Annotated in this window: 15 protein-coding genes; 2 read left to right on the forward strand and 13 right to left on the reverse strand. The window is 36.3% G+C overall.

All coding sequences use genetic code 11. The annotated features are described in order from the left end of the window. Nucleotides 1-157: 157 nt before the first annotated feature. The 6 genes from ACCQ42_RS09580 to ACCQ42_RS09605 form a co-directional block, all read right to left on the reverse strand. Entirely contained in the window at nt 158-784 is a 627-nt protein-coding gene (locus ACCQ42_RS09580; RefSeq protein ID WP_410036011.1) for a hypothetical protein, read from the reverse strand. Nucleotides 785-899: 115 nt separating this feature from the next. Further along, nucleotides 900-1,985 carry an ABC transporter ATP-binding protein gene (locus ACCQ42_RS09585; RefSeq protein ID WP_106461401.1) on the reverse strand — a complete coding sequence of 362 codons (1,086 nt, stop codon included), beginning with the start codon at nt 1,983-1,985 and terminating at the stop codon, nt 900-902. A 9-nt stretch (nt 1,986-1,994) separates the two neighbouring features. Next, nucleotides 1,995-2,888, reverse strand: coding sequence for a sugar ABC transporter permease (locus ACCQ42_RS09590; RefSeq protein WP_106461400.1), 894 nt, complete (start codon nt 2,886-2,888; stop codon nt 1,995-1,997). A 1-nt stretch (nt 2,889) separates the two neighbouring features. Then, nucleotides 2,890-4,905 (reverse strand): ABC transporter permease subunit, encoded by a 2,016-nt coding sequence (locus ACCQ42_RS09595; RefSeq protein WP_410036012.1) that lies wholly within the window; start codon nt 4,903-4,905, stop codon nt 2,890-2,892. Between the two features lie 6 nt (nt 4,906-4,911). Next, nucleotides 4,912-5,316 carry a hypothetical protein gene (locus tag ACCQ42_RS09600; protein WP_106461398.1) on the reverse strand — a complete coding sequence of 135 codons (405 nt, stop codon included), beginning with the start codon at nt 5,314-5,316 and terminating at the stop codon, nt 4,912-4,914. A gap of 50 nt (nt 5,317-5,366) precedes the next feature. Beyond that, entirely contained in the window at nt 5,367-6,698 is a 1,332-nt protein-coding gene (locus ACCQ42_RS09605; protein ID WP_106461397.1) for a sugar ABC transporter substrate-binding protein, read from the reverse strand. 188 nt (nt 6,699-6,886) lie between these two features. Between ACCQ42_RS09605 and ACCQ42_RS09610 the strand changes: the two genes are divergently transcribed. Together ACCQ42_RS09610 and ACCQ42_RS09615 are read left to right on the forward strand one after the other, a co-directional pair. Then, nucleotides 6,887-7,531 (forward strand): hypothetical protein, encoded by a 645-nt coding sequence (locus ACCQ42_RS09610; RefSeq protein WP_410036013.1) that lies wholly within the window; start codon nt 6,887-6,889, stop codon nt 7,529-7,531. A gap of 94 nt (nt 7,532-7,625) precedes the next feature. Further along, entirely contained in the window at nt 7,626-8,711 is a 1,086-nt protein-coding gene (locus ACCQ42_RS09615) for a DUF4317 family protein (protein ID WP_410036014.1), read from the forward strand. Nucleotides 8,712-8,960: 249 nt separating this feature from the next. On the opposite strand, the gene ACCQ42_RS09620 is transcribed toward ACCQ42_RS09615, so the two are convergent. The 7 genes from ACCQ42_RS09620 to ACCQ42_RS09650 are packed head-to-tail and all read right to left on the reverse strand — an operon-like array spanning nt 8,961 to nt 16,834. Further along, nucleotides 8,961-10,064, reverse strand: a complete 1,104-nt coding sequence (locus tag ACCQ42_RS09620) for an ABC transporter ATP-binding protein (RefSeq protein ID WP_106461394.1) — start codon at nt 10,062-10,064, stop codon at nt 8,961-8,963. Between the two features lie 2 nt (nt 10,065-10,066). Next, complete coding sequence (locus tag ACCQ42_RS09625; protein ID WP_106461393.1) at nt 10,067-10,942, reverse strand: ROK family protein; 876 nt, start codon at nt 10,940-10,942, stop codon at nt 10,067-10,069. After that, entirely contained in the window at nt 10,927-12,384 is a 1,458-nt protein-coding gene (locus ACCQ42_RS09630; protein WP_158698403.1) for a glycoside hydrolase family 32 protein, read from the reverse strand. The genes ACCQ42_RS09625 and ACCQ42_RS09630 overlap by 16 nt, the downstream gene beginning before the upstream one ends. 8 nt (nt 12,385-12,392) lie before the next feature. Beyond that, a complete protein-coding gene (locus ACCQ42_RS09635) occupies nt 12,393-14,009 on the reverse strand; it encodes a type 2 periplasmic-binding domain-containing protein (protein WP_106461391.1) in 1,617 nt (538 codons plus the stop codon). Between the two features lie 3 nt (nt 14,010-14,012). Continuing rightward, the gene (locus ACCQ42_RS09640) at nt 14,013-14,900 is read right to left on the reverse strand and encodes a carbohydrate ABC transporter permease (RefSeq protein WP_106461390.1); all 888 of its coding nucleotides are present in this window, start codon (nt 14,898-14,900) and stop codon (nt 14,013-14,015) included. A 2-nt stretch (nt 14,901-14,902) separates the two neighbouring features. Continuing rightward, nucleotides 14,903-15,844, reverse strand: a complete 942-nt coding sequence (locus ACCQ42_RS09645) for an ABC transporter permease (protein ID WP_265237017.1) — start codon at nt 15,842-15,844, stop codon at nt 14,903-14,905. Nucleotides 15,845-15,868: 24 nt separating this feature from the next. Next, nucleotides 15,869-16,834 carry a LacI family DNA-binding transcriptional regulator gene (locus ACCQ42_RS09650; RefSeq protein ID WP_410036015.1) on the reverse strand — a complete coding sequence of 322 codons (966 nt, stop codon included), beginning with the start codon at nt 16,832-16,834 and terminating at the stop codon, nt 15,869-15,871. Between the last annotated feature and the right edge of the window lie 535 nt (nt 16,835-17,369).

A 17,369-nucleotide genomic window follows, 5' to 3' on the forward strand; every position in this document is an offset into this window, starting at 1 on the left:
ATTCAATAGTATATAAATATAATTTATTAAAAGATAAAATTACGAAGAAAAATACTACATAATATTATTAATTCTGATAATAAAGCAAATATTTTATATTGTATAAAAAAAGAGGGTTTTAGGGGGATGCCCCCTAAAACCTTCTTTCAAAAATTAATTATTTATCATATTTAGCCAACATAGCCTCAGCTTGTTTTATTAATTTTACTTGTTTTGCCATTAATTCGTCTAGTATAGCTCTTACTGGTTTTATAGTATCTGGTGCTGTTCTAATTAGAAATTGGCAAGAGCTCCTTGTTACTTCTGCTTTGTGTATAGCTGCTTTTAAGTTTGCTATTGCTTGTTTGCTTACTTCTGATGTTTTGTTTTCGGTTTTTGATGAACTTTGGTCTAGTTCTCTCATCTTGATTTCTATTCCATCGCCATCTTTATATCCTTTTAGAGGTACATCAAATTCACCTTCTGCTACAAAAGGCGCTCCTGGTTCGTCTGTTTCTTTTAGTTTGAAGGTTACTCTTTCGCCTCTATTACATTTTAGTGGACCTGTTCCCTTAGCACCATGAAGTACTTGTGGTACACCATTGATATAGACATAGGTTGCACTATACCCTATTCCATAATTTTTATTATCGCCTACTTTTCTTAGAAGTCTAAACCATAAGTCTACTTGATTTTCTTCTGCATAGGCTGTATTAGTATCCAAATTTGCACTTACTCCAAATCCTAGGGCTCCAAGTGATAGGCCTAAGGCCATGGTCATCATTATTTTCTTTGATTTTTTCATATTTCCTCCCCTTTTACTTACTTTTATTCATTTTATCTTTTAGCTTGTAAGTTTCAAGTTAAATAGTCCTGCTTCAATTTAAACTATTACCGGGATTTTGGTCCCGGTAGTAGCTTTAGTTTATTCTTTCTGTTGTTTCTCCATCGAAGAAGTGTAGGGCTTCTGGATCTAGGGCAAATTTGGTATTATCGCCTATGTTGTATTCTAAATGGCCTGGTTGGCTTATTACTAGGTCTGTGCCATCTGCCATCTTTGAATAGATTATTTGTTCTTTTCCTAGCATTTCTATTACTTCGATGTTGGATTCTACTGTGTTGTAGTCTCTATCTTCTGCTATAAATCTCTCGCTTCTGATTCCGAGGTAGACTTTTTTGCCTTCGTAGTTTTTAAGGACTGCTGCATCTTTTTCGTTGGCTTTTATTTTCATTTGGCCAGAGTTATTTACGAACATTCCATTTTCTACTTTTCCTTCTATGATGTTCATGGTTGGAGATCCGATGAAGCCTGCTACGAAGAGGTTTTGTGGTCTTTCGTAGAATTCTACTGGGGCTCCTACTTGTTGGATGATTCCCTTATCTAGAAGGACAATCTTTGTGGCCATGGTCATGGCTTCTGTTTGGTCGTGGGTTACGTAGACACTGGTTGTATCTAGTTGGTTATGGATTCTTACTATTTCTACCCTCATGTGCTCTCTTAGTTTGGCATCTAGGTTTGATAGGGGCTCATCCATTAGGAATACTGATGGTTTCCTTACTATAGCACGGCCTAGGGCTACCCTTTGTCTTTGACCACCTGAGATATCACTTGGTCTTGAGTAGAGGTAGTCTTTTAGCTGTAGGATTTCTGCAGCTTCTTGGACTCTCTTGTCGATTACTTCTTTTCTCTCATTTTTCATTTTTAATGAGAAGGCCATGTTATCATACACTGTCATGTGTGGGTAAAGAGCATAAGATTGGAATACCATGGCTATGTCCCTATCTTTTGGCTCTACTGTGTTCATTATCTTATCGTTGAATGATAGGGTTCCTTCTGTTATTGAGTTTAGTCCTGCTATCATTCTGATTAAGGTTGATTTACCACAACCTGAAGGACCTAGGATTACACAAAAGTCCTTATCGTCTATTTCAAGATTTATATTTCTGATGGTAAATTTATCTCTACCTTCGTATTTTTTTCCTAAATTATCTAATGTTACGCGCATTTTTCTCTCCTATCCCTTAACTGCACCTGATGACAATCCACCTACTAGCTCATCTTGTAAGAACAAGAATAAGAGCATGACTGGTATGGCTGATAAGAATCCACCTGCTGCGAAGGCTGGCTGATTCATGTTTCTCATATCGCTTATTAGTGTAAATAAGCCTGTTGCCAAGGTGTAGTCAGCTGGATTTGTTAGAAGTATCTTTGGCATCATGTAATCTAGGAATGGTCCTATGAAACATTGGAGGGCTATGATTGCAAGCATTGGTCTTGCAAGCGGCATGATTATTAGCCTATAGACCTGGAAGTTTGAACAACCATCTATCCTTGCTGCCTCGTCTAGCTCAGGGGATATTGAGTCTAGGTAGCCCTTTAGGATAAAGGTGTTACCTGCTATTGCTCCACCTGAATAAATTAATATCAGCATCATTGAGCGGGAAAATACTGGTACTATACCTGATATGATTGTGTGGATAGCATAGAAAGCGGTAATTCCTGCAAAGGCTGGGATTATTTGTACAAGCATTATTGTGATTAATGATGCCTTCTTACCCTTAAATCTGAATCTTGAGTAGGCATAGCCTGTAAAGGATACAAAGATTAGGGTTAGGGCTGTTGTTGCTGTTGCTATCTTTAGTGTATTTACTACCCATCTGACAAATTGAGTTTTTTGGAATAAAAACTTAAAGTTGTCAAGTGAGAATACGAACTTACTAGTCATAGATATATATTGGCCTTGGTTGCCGTTAAATGATGAAATTACCATTATGGCAAGGGGTACAAGAATGATGGCCGCCCATATAAATAAGACTAAATATGATATACCTAAGGCTAGCTTACCTGCAGCTGATAAGGGCTGGAGGTCAGATAAATATAGGTCTTTGTTTTTATTTTTCTTTGCCATATTAATACTCCTTAAAGGCTGATGATTTCATGTAACCTATGAAGGAAATAACTATAAGTAAGATTGAAATAAATACAGTTATGGCAGCACCTATAGCTTGGTACTGACTATTCATAGTTAAGTTATAAATGTATGAAATCAAAATATCACTTGATCCCGCTAAGTTACCATAAACCTGTGGATTGAAAGGTCCACCGCCGTTAAATAGGTAAATTATTGAGAAGTTGTTGAAGTTAAATGTATATTGGTTGATTAGCATTGGCGCTATTTGGAAGAGTACAAGTGGAATTGTAATCTTGGCTGTTGCTTGCCAACCTGTTGCTCCATCTATACTTGCAGCTTCGTAGAGGTCTTTTGGAATGGCTTGTAATACTCCTGTTGTGAGTAGGAAGATGTAGGAATGACCCAACCATCCTTGGAGGAGTATGAGGGCAGTTCTAGTTTGAACTGTGTTATTTTTGATATCTAAGCTTACATTAAAGACCGAGTTTATCGCCTCTGTTATTACACCACCACGGCTTGTCATGATTGAGAAGAACATGATTGTGATGAAGGCTGGTATTGCCCATGGCAATAGGTAAACTGTTCTAAATACCTTCTTAGCCTTGATTCTTTCGTTATTTACCATTAGAGCAAAGACAAAGCCTAGAACTATTGCTAGGGTTGATGCACCTAAGGTCCAAATTATTGTCCAAGCAAAGATATGCCAGAAGGCCTTACCTGCAATACCTTGACCCTTTGCTATGGTTAGGTAGTTGTTTAGTCCTATCCATTCAAATTTGTTTTGGTGTTGTGGGTCCATGTTGGTAAAGGAAATTAGGATGGCTGTGATAATTGGCACCATTACTATAAATATTATTACTAGTAGGGCTGGTGTTGAAATCAAATATGGGAAGCCATCTGTTCTCATCATCTTCTTTGTTTCAAAAAATGAGTTTGGTCTGATACCCTTAAGCTGGTCTTTTTCTGTCTTGTGGGCATCTTTAAAAGAAAATACGTATATTGCCATAGCAAGTACTACAAATACTATAGCAAGTACACCCTCAATCATAAAGATGATTGACCTATCTAGTCTCTTGCCGCCTTGGGCTAGGGATACTAGACCTGCTATACCTTGACCTTGGTAGTTACCGAAGCCTAGGGCATATGGTAGGGCTATTAGATAGATAAATAAAGCTCCAAGGAAAAACATTATTGCCTTTTGCCATTGGCCGTTTAACAATTGGCCAAGCCCTGGAATAGGTGCTGATAATATGGATTTGATTGCACTTTGGTTTTCTACTTCGACTGGTGTCCTACGTCTGATGTCAGACCTATCTTCTTCCAAAATCTTCATTGAGTGCTTGTAATCTTGTTTAATCTTGTACTTTAGAGAATCTATTTCTTCTTTGATAGATTTTTCTGGATTTCTGTAGTCAATTTTTAGATTTTGGTCTTTGAATTTTTGTTTTAATTGTTCTTTGGTTGCCTTGTAGGCTTTCTTTGAGATCAGACCTTCTTTGAAAGATTTTTCTAAATCTTTTAGGTCTTTGTCATATTTTTCCTTAAGGGTAGCTCTATCTTCTTCGATTAGTTTAGATTCAGCTTTGATCCTATCATCGGTTAGGTTTGCTAATCTTTCGTTAGCATTTGCTAGTTGGTCCTTTAGGTATGAATCGTGTTTGATTATCTCTGGAATAGCCGTAAGGTCTAGTTCATTTAATTTATAATCAAGAAGAGAGTCATAAGAAAGTTCCTTATTTGCCTCATAGAAGTCTTTCATCTTACTAGCAATCTGACTTTTTTGATGAAGTTGATTTAGGTATTTCTCCCCATGAGAACTATTATCTTTGACTGCTTCTTTGATAGCTTGATCTAAGAGTTTTTTCTTCTCTTCTTTATATTCCTTAACTTTTTTATTATAAGGGTGGTCAGCCTTTGAGTACTTATTATTGCCTTCGATTTGATCAATTATATATTGATTCTTTCTTGGATAAGTCTGGCCCCTCCTATCATAAAGGTTTTTTTCATAAGTCATATTCTTTTACCTTTCTTGCCTTGTGATTACTATTAATAGGGCTATATCGAGTATTAGGCCTATATAATAAAATACTGAGCCAAATGAGAATTGTAGGAGGTGATTAATTATTCCAATTAAAGTCATTCCTCCAAAAAATATCTTATAAAACATATTTATGCCGTATTTTTTAATAGTAAAAAAGGTGTATAGGGATATTACTATTGGATTGATTACCTTTATAAATAAGTTAAATATCAGTGCATTGAGGTAATCTCCATAAGTAAGCTCCTGCTTTACTTTTGCGATTGTACTGTAAATATCTGGGTCTTTTGCCATCATCATTGTCTCAAGCGAGAAGTTTAGGATCAAAAGAGCTGATATTATCAGTATCTGGTAGAGAAATCTTTCTCTTTTTTTTGCTATATCCATAATACTTGAATAAAGGGCAATCCCTAAGGATCACCCTCTATTTAATTTAATTATTTGTTAAAGTTAGCCATCATTGAATCAAATGAAGCTTTTATTTCTGCATATGCTGCCTTTTCGTCTGCTGGTTTTACAGAGTTCCAAGATAGGATTGCGTTTTTGTAGGTATCCCAAACATCGCCCCACTCTTTGAATAGTGGTCTAGCTGGAGCTTCTTTGTAAGAAGCGATTGTAGCTTCAATGATGTTCTTGTCTGTATCTGAAAGATCCATTTCTTTATATTTTTCTACTGGTACGTTTTCAAGAATCTTACCTGAAGCCTTGTATAGGTCTGCTGCAAATTCTGGGTTAACAATTTCTTTGATCATAGCTTCTGCAAGAGCTACCTTGTCAGCATCTTCTTCTATTCTAGCGTTCATTGCAAGTCCCCAACCACCTTGCCAGTGTGTTAGTGGTTTGCCTGCCAATGTTAGTTGACCGATTGGATGAATTTCTAGGTTGCCTTCACCTGCTTGTTCGCCTATAGCAGCTGCATCCCATGGTCCACCAAGTCTAGCAACACCGCCGTTGCCTGGTTTGAATGTATCATCTATATAACCCCAACCTGCATCAGCATCAAATAATTGTGTGCCAGCTTCGTTGTGTTTTTTCCAATAATCGAAAAGTGCCTTAACTGTAGCTTGTTTTTCTGGTTCAAGCTCATCCCATTCTTTAGTAAAGTCTGAGTAAAGTGTTCCGTCTTCTTTTTTGCCAAGAAGTTCGATATTTGAAGAGTTAGTAGCAGCAACGCCGTACCAAGCATCAAATAATGGGAATAAAACTGTAGATTCATCTGCAACATCTTCAATTTCGATAGGTTTAGATAGGTCTACGTTCTTTTCTTTAGCATTTGCTGAGTTTACATAAGTGATAAGTGTTTCTATATTGAATGGGAAAGCAAAATATTCACCATCTATATTGAAGTTTCCACCTAATCCCTTATCAAAGTCATCCCAACCACCGATTTCTTCAGCAAGTTTTTTAGAATCAATTGCGCCAAGTACGTCATTACCATGTAAACCGTAAAGTCTATCTGCAGGAATTGCAAAAAGATCAGCAACGTCTTCATTTGTAGCATCTGTAGAATCGATAATATCTAAGTTGTCAAAAGAACCAACTGTTTTAATCTCGATATCTGCATTAGGGAATTGTTTTTTAACACGTTCTGCTGCAGCTTTGTAATAATCTACCCAACCTTCTTCAGCTTGAACTGTTAACTTTGTAGCAGCATCGGTATTAGCAGCTTCTTTAGTATCTGCTCCCTTGTCCGCTTCTTTAGCTCCACCACAAGCTGTAAGAACTACAGCTAAAGATAAAGCCATGAGTGACTTAAACTTATTTTTCATGTATTCCTCCTGTGATTTCAAGTGAAATCGTATTCTTTATATCCATATTATAGCTTATATTTTTTAAATTGTCAAAAATTTGTCTTAAGTATATTAGTTTGTTAACTCACTCAAAAAATAAATTCCGCTTGAATCTTTATAGATTCAAACTTATAATATAAAAGCAAAGAAAAATCAAAGGAGAAAATATGTCAAAAACACTCGGACCCATCCATTATATGATGTATGAAAAAATAAAATTCCAAGATAAAATTACAGAATACCTAATGGATGGTCATATTCAAGATATAAAACCAGATCCAGTTTCAACAAAGCCTCTAGAAGAAATTCTAGATCAAGAAAATATCCACGGATATTTGCAAGAAAAAATAGATATAGTCGAAACAAGGCTAGACAAAGCCATAAAATTAACCAAAGACCCTGATGAAAAATTATACAAATTAGGACAGGAGTGTGGCAAGGACAAAGACTTTTCAAGCTTTGAACAAGTATTTAAAGCCCTAAACACCTATCTCCTAGATGGGATGCCATGCGATCAGGGCCTAGCAGCCATGGTAGATGGAGAAAGCCTCTATCTAATTACAAATAACAACCTCCACTCTAAATACGATGAGGAAATAGACATGGAAAAATCAAAAGAAGCGACATGTGAGGAAGGCCACGGCCACGATCACCACGAATCTTTCCAAATCCAAGAAGGAAATCTTAACCTAAAAGAAGAACAATCCACCTACCACACCCACCGTCTAGCCTTTCTAGAAGGCTACTTCAGCGATAGTCCTTATGAGGTAAGCCTTGTAAATGGCATAAATTACAAAATATCACCAAGATAGAAAAATCGCCCCTAAATTAAATTCTGGGGCGATTTTTCTTATTCCAGCTGATCAGATCGGACTAGAAATAGTATAATTAATCCTGAGGTGAAACATGCAGAAAAAAGAAATAAACGAAATCAAAAAAATAATCAGGCCTGACCAATCAAGGCTTGATACCATCTATACTTACTATATCAATGCAGAAGGCGAGATAATCTTTGAAGATGCCTTCGCCTATGGGCTTTTAACAGTCAGAGAAAAAGACCTTTATGATGAAATATTCAAGAAAGCTCTCTCGGGCAATCTCGAGAAAAATCTCCTAAACCTAGAATTTACTGGCAAATACGAGACAAATTCCCAGCAAGAACTCTTCTACCAAATCTCAAAAAATAACGAAGAGACAGATATAAATAAACTCGTAGAAAAAATAAGAGGGACCTATCAGACAGATGGCAACTACGCCATAATCCTAGGCCACGGAGTCTATGATGTAATAGAAAAGGCCCAAGACGGATCTTATTCAGGCGATAGCGAAGAGACATATTCCTTCTTCATCCTAGCCATCTGCCCGACAGCAAATCCAAAAGCTAAGCTAATCTATGACCAAGAAGAAAGGAAATTTTCCGAAAGCGAAAACAAGTCTACAGTCAAGGCCCCAGACTTTGGCCTGCTTTACCCATCCTTCACAGATAGGCAGGCCCACATCTACGAATGCCTCTACTATGTCAAAAACAACAGCAAAAGAGACGAGGCCTTCGAAGAAGAAATCCTGGCCTGTACTATGCCAAGCAAGGTAGACTACCAACAAGACTATTACAAAATCCTAGTCGAAGAATCCCTAGAAGATAAGAAAACCATCAAAAACCTGGTAATCCTCAATGACAAGCTCAAAGAAATGTCTGAAGAGGCCAAGGAAAGCGAGATAATCCCAACACTCGAAAAAGAGGAAATCAAAGAAATCCTAGAATCCCTAGGCGGCAAGGAAGTCGAAATAGAAGAAGACACCAAGCTGATAGTAGATAACATCCTAGCCAAGGACTACAAGCTAGTCTCAGATACAGGCATAAAAATCACCATCCCAGAAGATGAAATCACAACAATCAAAGAAGAAAAAATAGACGGCAAATCCTACATCCTAATACCAGCCACAGGCATGGATTTAAATGGGATAAGGCTATCTAAACCGTTAGAATTTTAATAATTTGAAAATAAAGCAAAAGCCTGCCTTAAGTATCTTTTAACCCCCTACAAAATCTTTAAGCTTCTCGACTAGGCTCGAAGCAAGGGAGTTTGGAAGCTTTTACGAGCTTTCTTCTTTACCCCTTATCGTAAACAAAGTTGTCATATCTATTACGTACACTCAAATACTATAAAGTTATCTAAATAAAAAAAATCCCCTTGAATCAATAATAAATCTTAGGGGATTTCGGGAGGGATACATATATTTTTATTCTTCTACTAGGTGTCTAATCAAAGAATGTCCGTCTTCCTTATCAAAATATTTTATTTTCTCAGCATTAAAACTGATATTTATAAAGCTATCCTTAGTATAGGATTCCTTATCGCCTTTTATGATGAATTCCTCATCTCCTATGCTTGCATAAAAGATTGTGTCAGAGCCTAAAAGTTCTGATAATTTCATATCAGCGTGGTACTTATTACCATAGTCAACTTCTGTGCTTATATCTTCTGGCCTAATTCCAAATATCAATTCTTTTCCATCATAACCAAGGTCTTTTAGTTTTTGATATTGATTTTCTGGAATCTTTATGGCTAAGTCTTCGCCTTTTCTTAAATAGCCATCTTCAAGCCTTGCTTCTACCAAGTTCATAGCAGGTGATCCTATAAAGCTTGCCACAAAGGTATTGGCCGGGTCATCATAAAGTTCTATTGGGCTTCCAATTTGCTGGATGAGTCCTTCATTCATTATGACTATCCTGTCAGCCATGGTCATGGCTTCTGTCTGATCGTGGGTTACATATATTGTTGTGGCATCTAATTGGTCATGGAGCTTTGATATTTCAGCCCTCATTTGCATACGAAGTTTTGCATCAAGGTTTGATAGGGGTTCATCCATTAAAAATACCTTGGCATCCCTTACTATAGCACGACCTAGGGCCACCCTTTGTCTTTGACCACCAGATAGGTCTGCAGGTTTCCTGTCTAAATATTCATCAAGACCTAGGACTGCACTTGCTCCCCTTACTTTCTTGTCTATCTCATCTTTTTTATATTTTCTTAGCTTTAAACCAAAGGCCATATTGTCATAGACATTCTTGTGTGGGTAGAGGGCGTAGGATTGAAATACCATTGCAATTCCACGGTCCTTTGAAGGAACCATATTCATAAGCTTGCCATCTATATATAATTTTCCCTTTGTAATATGCTCAAGTCCTGCAATCATCCTAAGTGTTGTAGACTTACCACATCCTGATGGACCTACAAAGACTATAAATTCCCCATCTTTTATGTCTAGATTAAAGTCTTTTACAGAATAATCAGTCGCCTTGTCGTATTTTTTATAAACATTTTCTAATTTTATATCTACCATAATTATCCAACCTTTTCTCTTGCCTTATCTCTTGCCAGGAGGAGTGCTCCGATTATTGCAGACTCGCCATTTCTATCAGGTTTCACGATGTATTTATCTACATTTTCAACTGAGATATAGTCATTCATTAGTTTTTTATAATTATCTCTAACCTTTTCTATTAGGCCTTCTTTTTGAATAACACCACCACCTAGGACTATCACGTCTGGGTTAAAGGCTAGGACTGTATTATAAACGCATTGACCTATATAGTAGGCTTCTATATCCCAAAACTTATCTTCTATAGGTAGGTCCTTGCCTGGGATTCCAAATCTCTTTTCGATGGATGGACCAGATGCAAGACCTTCAAGGCATGTCCCATGAGCATAACATATTCCTTCAAACTTATCATCTGGATGCTTATTTACAATCATGTGTCCAAGTTCTTGGTGGCCCCTTCCTCCTATAAAGTCCTTATTTTGTATAACTCCTCCGCCTACTCCTGTACCAAAGGTGTAATAGGCTAGAGAATTTTGTCCCTTGCCTGCACCTTCTTTTAGTTCACCATAGGCTGCTGCATTGACATCTGTTGTAAGATATACATCTATACCAAGTCCCTTTTCTAAGGAACCTACAAAATCAAAGTTTTGCCATCCTTTTTTTGGAGTGTTTAAGATGTAACCATAGGTCTTAGATTCTGGATTTATATCTACTGGACCAAAAGTTCCAAGGCCTATAGCTTTTAAAGCCTTATCATATTTGCCAAAGAAGTCTATCATTTCTTTGATATTTTCTTCAGGAAGTGTGGTAGGAAATTGAATTTTTTCTATAATATTAAAATTTTCATCACTTACGGCACAAATCATCTTTGTGCCGCCAGCTTCTATTGCTCCATACATTTATTCTCTCCCAGCAGGTCATAAATTCTTATCTCGTCAAGCAAATCTTTTTCTTCTATTATTATCCTATCCAATTCACTATCAGAATAATAGGTATTAGATATGGAATAATCATCATTGATATATACTTGAATTGATGACCTATCCACTATGATTTTAAATTTGTTCTCATCATTAAAGTCTAGATCAAAGGATTTTTTATTGATATCAAAACCATGTTCTGTCTTTATCTTATAGGCCATCTTTGACCTATCAAAACTTGCCTTATTATTTGCTAAGTCAAAGTTAAAATCAAAGGCTTCTTTATCATTTGCAAGGCTTAATTTTAAAAGCCCTCTTTGCTTTGTTTCAAACTCTATGAAATTGCCATTTTCTAAGCTAATTGGCCCTTCGCTTATTTTTTCTTTTTTAACTAGGGTCTTTTTTGCTAGGGCTTTTGGGTGGATGGTTCTTTTTATCTTGCCATCTTCTTCAAAAATTAATTGAGGAATTGTCATCTGTCCCATCCATTTATGGCCTTCTTCTCCTGGTATTAGGCTTGAGCCCCAGGCTTGGTTCCAAGCTATGGCAAAGTAGTCACCATCTTCCTTGGCACTTTGAGGAGCATAATAGTCAAAGCCAAAGTCCATCTCTCTAGTAGATTCTGCCAGGAATTTGTAATTATCCCAATCCATCCTTCCTTCTATTAACATCGTCTTATGTGGATGTTTTTTGCCTTGGTAATTGTAATTCATGGCACTTACTAAGAGGACCGCCTTATTATCTTCAAAGAGTAAAAGGTCTGGGCATTCTGCCATATCCCCTAGATAGGCTTCATCTGATATGAGTATAGACTTATAGGTCCAAGCTAGCATATCTTCTGATTCATAAAGGAGAACTGTACCTATTTTATCATCTGTCTTTGTTCCTATCACTGCATAATACTTGTCATCTTTCTTGAAGACTTTAGGGTCTCTGAAGTCTTCTTTTGAGATATTAGCTGGCAGATCTTTTTCATCAAGAACAGGATTATTGGCATATTTTTCAAAGTTTATATAATCTTTTGACTTAGCTATATTTTGATTTTGTCTTACCTGACCGTGGTCAGTTTCTGTAAGGTGGCCTGTATACATTAGGTAGAGCTCATCTTCTACAAAGATTGCAGATCCGGAAAATACTCCATTTTTGTCATAGGCCATATCAGGGGCTAGGGCTACTGGTAGGTTTTCCCATACTAGTCCATCCTTAGTCCTTGCATGACCCCAATGCATAGGGCCGTGGCAAGCATCATAAGGATAGTGTTGGTAGAATAAATGATAATATTCATCTTTTACACTGACCCCATTTGGATCATTAATCCAACCTATAGGTGCGGCGTAATTTATTTTTGGGAAAAACTTTTTATTAATGGACTCTTTATTCTTTTCTATAAATTCATTTGCGTTTTTCAAGTTAAATTCCATTATTACCCCTACTTTTTCTTGTAATCGTCGAAGTTTCTTTGTTTGATTTCTAGCCATTCTTCTAGGCCAAGTCGTTTTAATTCTTCCTTATAAGCATTCCAGCTTTCATCTGTTATTCCATTTTGGATAAACTCTGCACGACTTCTTTGGATGTATGGTTTAAGATCTGCTTCAATTTGAGCTAGTCTTTCTAGGTCCTCTTTGCTTGCAAATAATTTTGGATAAATTTCATCCTTTTCTGCATAAGGAGTATATTTTTCTTTTAATATATCTAGTCTCCATTTAGCATCATCTGGCATGGTTGTATATTTATCATAGTATTCATCTAGAATTGCAAGTGGGCCACCTACTTCTGTCTTTTGTCTTAATTCTCCAGGAGCTGTTCCATTTAGTGGAAGATGCTTAAGCATTGGCTCTCCTGCATCATTTTTAGACATTTCGAAGATGTTTTGTTGGTCTTCATCACCATAGGTTCCCCAGTTGTTTTGTACTGATTGAAGAGGCTCATACATTTTGTCAATCCATTTTGCTGTTAGCTCTAGATTTTTGTTTGCTGATGTAATTACTAGCCTATCTCTTGAAAAGCCCATGTTATTTGTCCTTGTTACTCTCTTTACTCCATCTGGACCTTCCATTACATCCATGGCATCGTAGGAATCATTCATTCCACTTACATTTCCCTTATCCCAGGTGAAATACATACCATATCTCATATCCTTACCCTTGGCTATATAGGTGTTCCAATCATGTTCAAAGGCTTCAGGGTCTATTAATCCTTCATTATATAGGTCATTCATATATTCAATTCCTGCCCTATATTCATCATCATCTGCTGTAAAGTTTAGCTTTCCATCATTGCCTACTACTAGGTGTTGGTCATTGTCCCCATCTCCTCCAAAGGCTGCCATGATAAATTTAAAGTCTTCATTGCCATCGGCATCTATAAAGGAGAATGGAATCTCATCTTTTTCGCCATTACCATTTGGATCTTTATCCCTAAAGGCTATGAGGGCTTCTTTAAGTTCTTGTGGATTTTTAGGCATTTCTAGACCTAATTTTTTTAGCCATTCTACATTTATCCATGGAATATCATTTACAGTATGGATTGATTCCTTATCATTACCTAATTCTTCTATCCATGGGAAGGAATACATCTTGCCATCAGGAGCTACCATCATGGCCTTATATTCTGGATATTTATCATAAATTTCCTTTAGATTTGGCATATATTTTTCAACAAGCTCATCAACTGGCACTATTACACCTGAATCTGCCCAAGTCATTAGGTCAGCATCACTTGCTTCTGAGTTCCAAATAAAGTCTGGCAAATCACCTGCAGCTATATCTAGATTTCTCTTTTCTGCAAAGTCACTGTTATAATTTGTCCAGTCTATGTGAACATTTGTATCTTCTTCTAATCTCTTATAAATTAGTTTTTCATTTGGGTCTTCTGGTGCTAGAGGTGAACTAGATGTGATACCTTTTAGGCTCACCTTATCTTTTAGCGGAAGGCTTACATCTGTAAGGCCGTAGTCTTCACTACTTGTTGTCTTAGATTCTTTAGATCCACAACCTACTAGTAAGGCTGGTATTGTTAAAGCTATAATACATTTTTTAATATTCATAATTTATCCTTTCACTGCTCCTACTGAAATTCCTTTTTCAAAATATTTTTGGAAGAATGGGAACATAACTATTAATGGTACACTGGAAACAACGATAGTAGAATACTTAACTAATTCTGCTATTTTCTTTAGTTCAGCCATAGCTGTTTGCTGGCCAATCATATTCATGTTTGGTTGGTTTTGAACCAAAATTTTTCTTAAAACTATTTGCAAAGGCTCTAATTCTGGTGATTTAATATAAATCATTGCATCAAAGTAACTATTCCACATTCCAACAAAGGAATATAAGAATATTACAAACATAATTGACTTAGATAAAGGCACTATAATTTTTGTAAAGACTTGGATCTCACTTGCTCCATCTACCTTAGCTGCCTCAATCATCTCTTTTGGCAAAGTTTTTATATAAACCTGAGCCAAAAACAAGTTAAAGACTGATAAGCATCCTGGCAAGATCAAAGCCCAAACAGTATCAAGCATGCCGAGATTTTTTACAAGCAAGTAGGTTGGAACGAGACCTCCACCAAAAAACATGGTTATTACAAAAAATACATAAATTCCCTTTTTAAAAACAAGGTCATCCCTGCTCATTGGATAAGCAGCCATCATTGTTACAACAACATTTAAGGTCGCAAAGCCAAATGAGTAGATTAAAGAGTTGAAAAATCCCCTTAAGATACTCTTATCACTAAAGACCCTCCTATAGCCTTCTACAGTCCAGTCTGCTGGATTAAGACTAACTCCCTTGCTAAGCAAGGTATCAGGTGCCATAAAACTTGCCAGCAAGACATAAATCATAGGCACAAGGATCAAAAGCAAGATGATTACTAAGCAGATAATATTTATTCTTCTGATATTCTTATCAACCCTAGTCATAGAATTAACATTCATATTTACCCCTTCTTCTTTTCAATCTTATTCACAAACAAGTAAGTAACTGCCAATAAAATCAAGTTAATAACTGAGTTAAAAAGCCCTACAGCTGTTGAATAAGAATAATTTCCTTGCTGTAAACCAATCTTATATACATAGGTAGAGATAATCTCTGAAGTAGGTAGGTTAAGAGAAGTCTGCATTAAGTAAGCCTTTTCATAGCCGATACCCATGATTCCACCCACAGCCAAAACAAAGTTTACAATCATAATTGGCTTTAAGGCAGGTAATTCTATATTTATAATCTTTTGGAATAGATTTGCCCCATCAAGTTCAGCAGCCTCATACAAATCTGGTGGAATACTAATTAAGGCACTGGTATATAGGATAGATGCCCATCCCATGCCCTGCCAAATTCCAGAAGCAATATACAAGGACCTAAAAGACTCTGGATCAGTTAGAAATTGTGGTGGCGTAATCCCCATACTCGTAAGAATCCTAACAATAGGACCATTAGCTGAGAAGAACAAAAACACCATACCAACTATAATAACAGTAGAGATAAAGTTAGGTGTATAGAGGATAGTTTGAGCATATTGCTTAATCCTATCAGACATCAATTGATTTATCATCAAAGCTAAAATAATTGGAGGGAAAAATCCCCACAAGAGTCCATAAATAGAAAGCTTCAAAGTATTTACAAGCAATACATTAAAGTTTGGTGAAGTTAGGAAATTTCTAAAGTGTTCAAAGCCAATCCATTGACTTCCCAAAATCCCCTTCAATGGGTTATATTGCTTAAAGGCAATCAAGATTCCATACATAGGTATGTATTTAAATATAAAAGTAATCAGCAAAGCCGGTAAAAGCAGCAAAAATAACTGATATTGATCTTTAAGTCGTTGCCAAATAGTCAGTTCTATTTCATCGTCTGCATTAATCATATTTTTATTTTTTTTCATAAAAGCCTCCTTCCATAAGTTTAATCATTTAGTCGTTCCACCCTCCTCGAACCTAACTTCTACATAAGAATTAGCGTAATAATTCTCATCTTCAATATTTTTAAGCAAGATATCCACACTCCTTGTCGCAATCTTTTCAACATCTTGGACAATAGTAGAAACCATATAAGATTTCTCTTCGCTAAGCTTGATTCCATCAAAACCAATCAGCTGGTAATCGTCTAAAACTTCCTTACCAATCGCTTTTAAAATCCCAATGACATCCATGCCCACAAAGTCATTAATAGTAAAAATTCCATCAATATCAGGATTTTCCTTAAAAATTGCATAAATCTGATCATCAAGTCCCTCATAAGGCTCAAGCATATCAATAATGTGATAAGATATCTTATTATCCTTACAAAAATCTTCAAAACCTCTTCTTCTGTCCATGGTAGCATTCATAAATTTATTATGACTTCCCACATACAAAAGCTCTTTACACCCCTTACTATCCAAGGTTTTAGCAGCTAAAAGGCCACCCTCGTAGTTTTGACTAGCCACAAAATTAATATTCTTATCAAACTTTCTGTCGATACTTACGAAAGGTAAGTTGGAATTAATATAAACTTCAATATCAGAATAGGAAATCGCTATTATCCCATCGATCATATTCTTCCTAAGCATCTGCAAATATTGGATTTCACTATCTTCACATCCATTGCTATTGCACAAAAGAAGCTTATAACCTCTCTTTTGCAAAATTTGTTCTACATGAAAAGCCATCTCCGAAAAAAACGGGTGCCAGATAGTAGGAACAATTAAACCAATAGTATTAGTTTTATTATTCTTAAGACCACTAGCTAGGTCATTTTTTTCATAATTAAGCTTCTCAATAGCATCCATCACCCTCCTATAAGTCTCAGGCTTAACCTCCCTTCCATTAATAACATTACTCACACTTCCTAAGCTAACCTTTGCCTCGTTAGCAACATCCTTCATAGTAGCCATCTTATAACTCCTTTATTTTATCTTGAATAAAATTTAATAATTGAAACGTTTCAATTATATCATAAAAAAATATATCTTGCACTTAAATTTTTAAAATAATAATTTGTAACGTTTCAAAATTTATCCAAAATAAAAATCCTAGCTTAAACTATATGAGAATTTATTTTTGTAACGTTTCATTTATTACAAGTCCATTATATGATAACATTTTCATCTTGTCAAGAGTTTTTTTGAAAAATCTTAAGTTTTATGGTGGGAAGCTTTTCAAGCTTCATTCTTTACCCCTTGTCTCGAGCCTAGCCGAGAGACCTATTACGGACACTCAAATTTCAAAATAAGCCTAAGAACGATAATTTGAAACATCCGAAGGCTTGTGAAAATCAAGCAAAAGCCTGTCCTCTGTGCGCCGGTGGGGCTTTCTCGCTTCGCTGCGAACCGCTCCGCGGGGCTCCTCTACGCGCCGGAGGGGCGGGTTCCTTGTCTCCTAGAGCCGACGGGCTTGTCACTGTGGTATGGATACAATAAATAGTACAAT

Source organism: Anaerococcus kampingae, assembly GCF_046365475.1.
GTDB classification, from domain to species: Bacteria; Bacillota; Clostridia; order Tissierellales; family Peptoniphilaceae; genus Anaerococcus; species Anaerococcus kampingae.

What these genes read in the sequence shown, in the direction of transcription:
- ACCQ42_RS09580 (WP_410036011.1), bottom strand. Translation starts at nt 784, where the DNA reads ATGAAAAAATCAAAGAAAATAATGATGACCATGGCCTTAGGCCTATCA.
- ACCQ42_RS09585 (WP_106461401.1), bottom strand. Translation starts at nt 1,985, where the DNA reads ATGCGCGTAACATTAGATAATTTAGGAAAAAAATACGAAGGTAGAGAT.
- ACCQ42_RS09590 (WP_106461400.1), bottom strand. Translation starts at nt 2,888, where the DNA reads ATGGCAAAGAAAAATAAAAACAAAGACCTATATTTATCTGACCTCCAG.
- ACCQ42_RS09595 (WP_410036012.1), bottom strand. Translation starts at nt 4,905, where the DNA reads ATGACTTATGAAAAAAACCTTTATGATAGGAGGGGCCAGACTTATCCA.
- ACCQ42_RS09600 (WP_106461398.1), bottom strand. Translation starts at nt 5,316, where the DNA reads ATGGATATAGCAAAAAAAAGAGAAAGATTTCTCTACCAGATACTGATA.
- ACCQ42_RS09605 (WP_106461397.1), bottom strand. Translation starts at nt 6,698, where the DNA reads ATGAAAAATAAGTTTAAGTCACTCATGGCTTTATCTTTAGCTGTAGTT.
- ACCQ42_RS09610 (WP_410036013.1), top strand. Translation starts at nt 6,887, where the DNA reads ATGTCAAAAACACTCGGACCCATCCATTATATGATGTATGAAAAAATA.
- ACCQ42_RS09615 (WP_410036014.1), top strand. Translation starts at nt 7,626, where the DNA reads ATGCAGAAAAAAGAAATAAACGAAATCAAAAAAATAATCAGGCCTGAC.
- ACCQ42_RS09620 (WP_106461394.1), bottom strand. Translation starts at nt 10,064, where the DNA reads ATGGTAGATATAAAATTAGAAAATGTTTATAAAAAATACGACAAGGCG.
- ACCQ42_RS09625 (WP_106461393.1), bottom strand. Translation starts at nt 10,942, where the DNA reads ATGTATGGAGCAATAGAAGCTGGCGGCACAAAGATGATTTGTGCCGTA.
- ACCQ42_RS09630 (WP_158698403.1), bottom strand. Translation starts at nt 12,384, where the DNA reads ATGGAATTTAACTTGAAAAACGCAAATGAATTTATAGAAAAGAATAAA.
- ACCQ42_RS09635 (WP_106461391.1), bottom strand. Translation starts at nt 14,009, where the DNA reads ATGAATATTAAAAAATGTATTATAGCTTTAACAATACCAGCCTTACTA.
- ACCQ42_RS09640 (WP_106461390.1), bottom strand. Translation starts at nt 14,900, where the DNA reads ATGAATGTTAATTCTATGACTAGGGTTGATAAGAATATCAGAAGAATA.
- ACCQ42_RS09645 (WP_265237017.1), bottom strand. Translation starts at nt 15,844, where the DNA reads ATGAAAAAAAATAAAAATATGATTAATGCAGACGATGAAATAGAACTG.
- ACCQ42_RS09650 (WP_410036015.1), bottom strand. Translation starts at nt 16,834, where the DNA reads ATGGCTACTATGAAGGATGTTGCTAACGAGGCAAAGGTTAGCTTAGGA.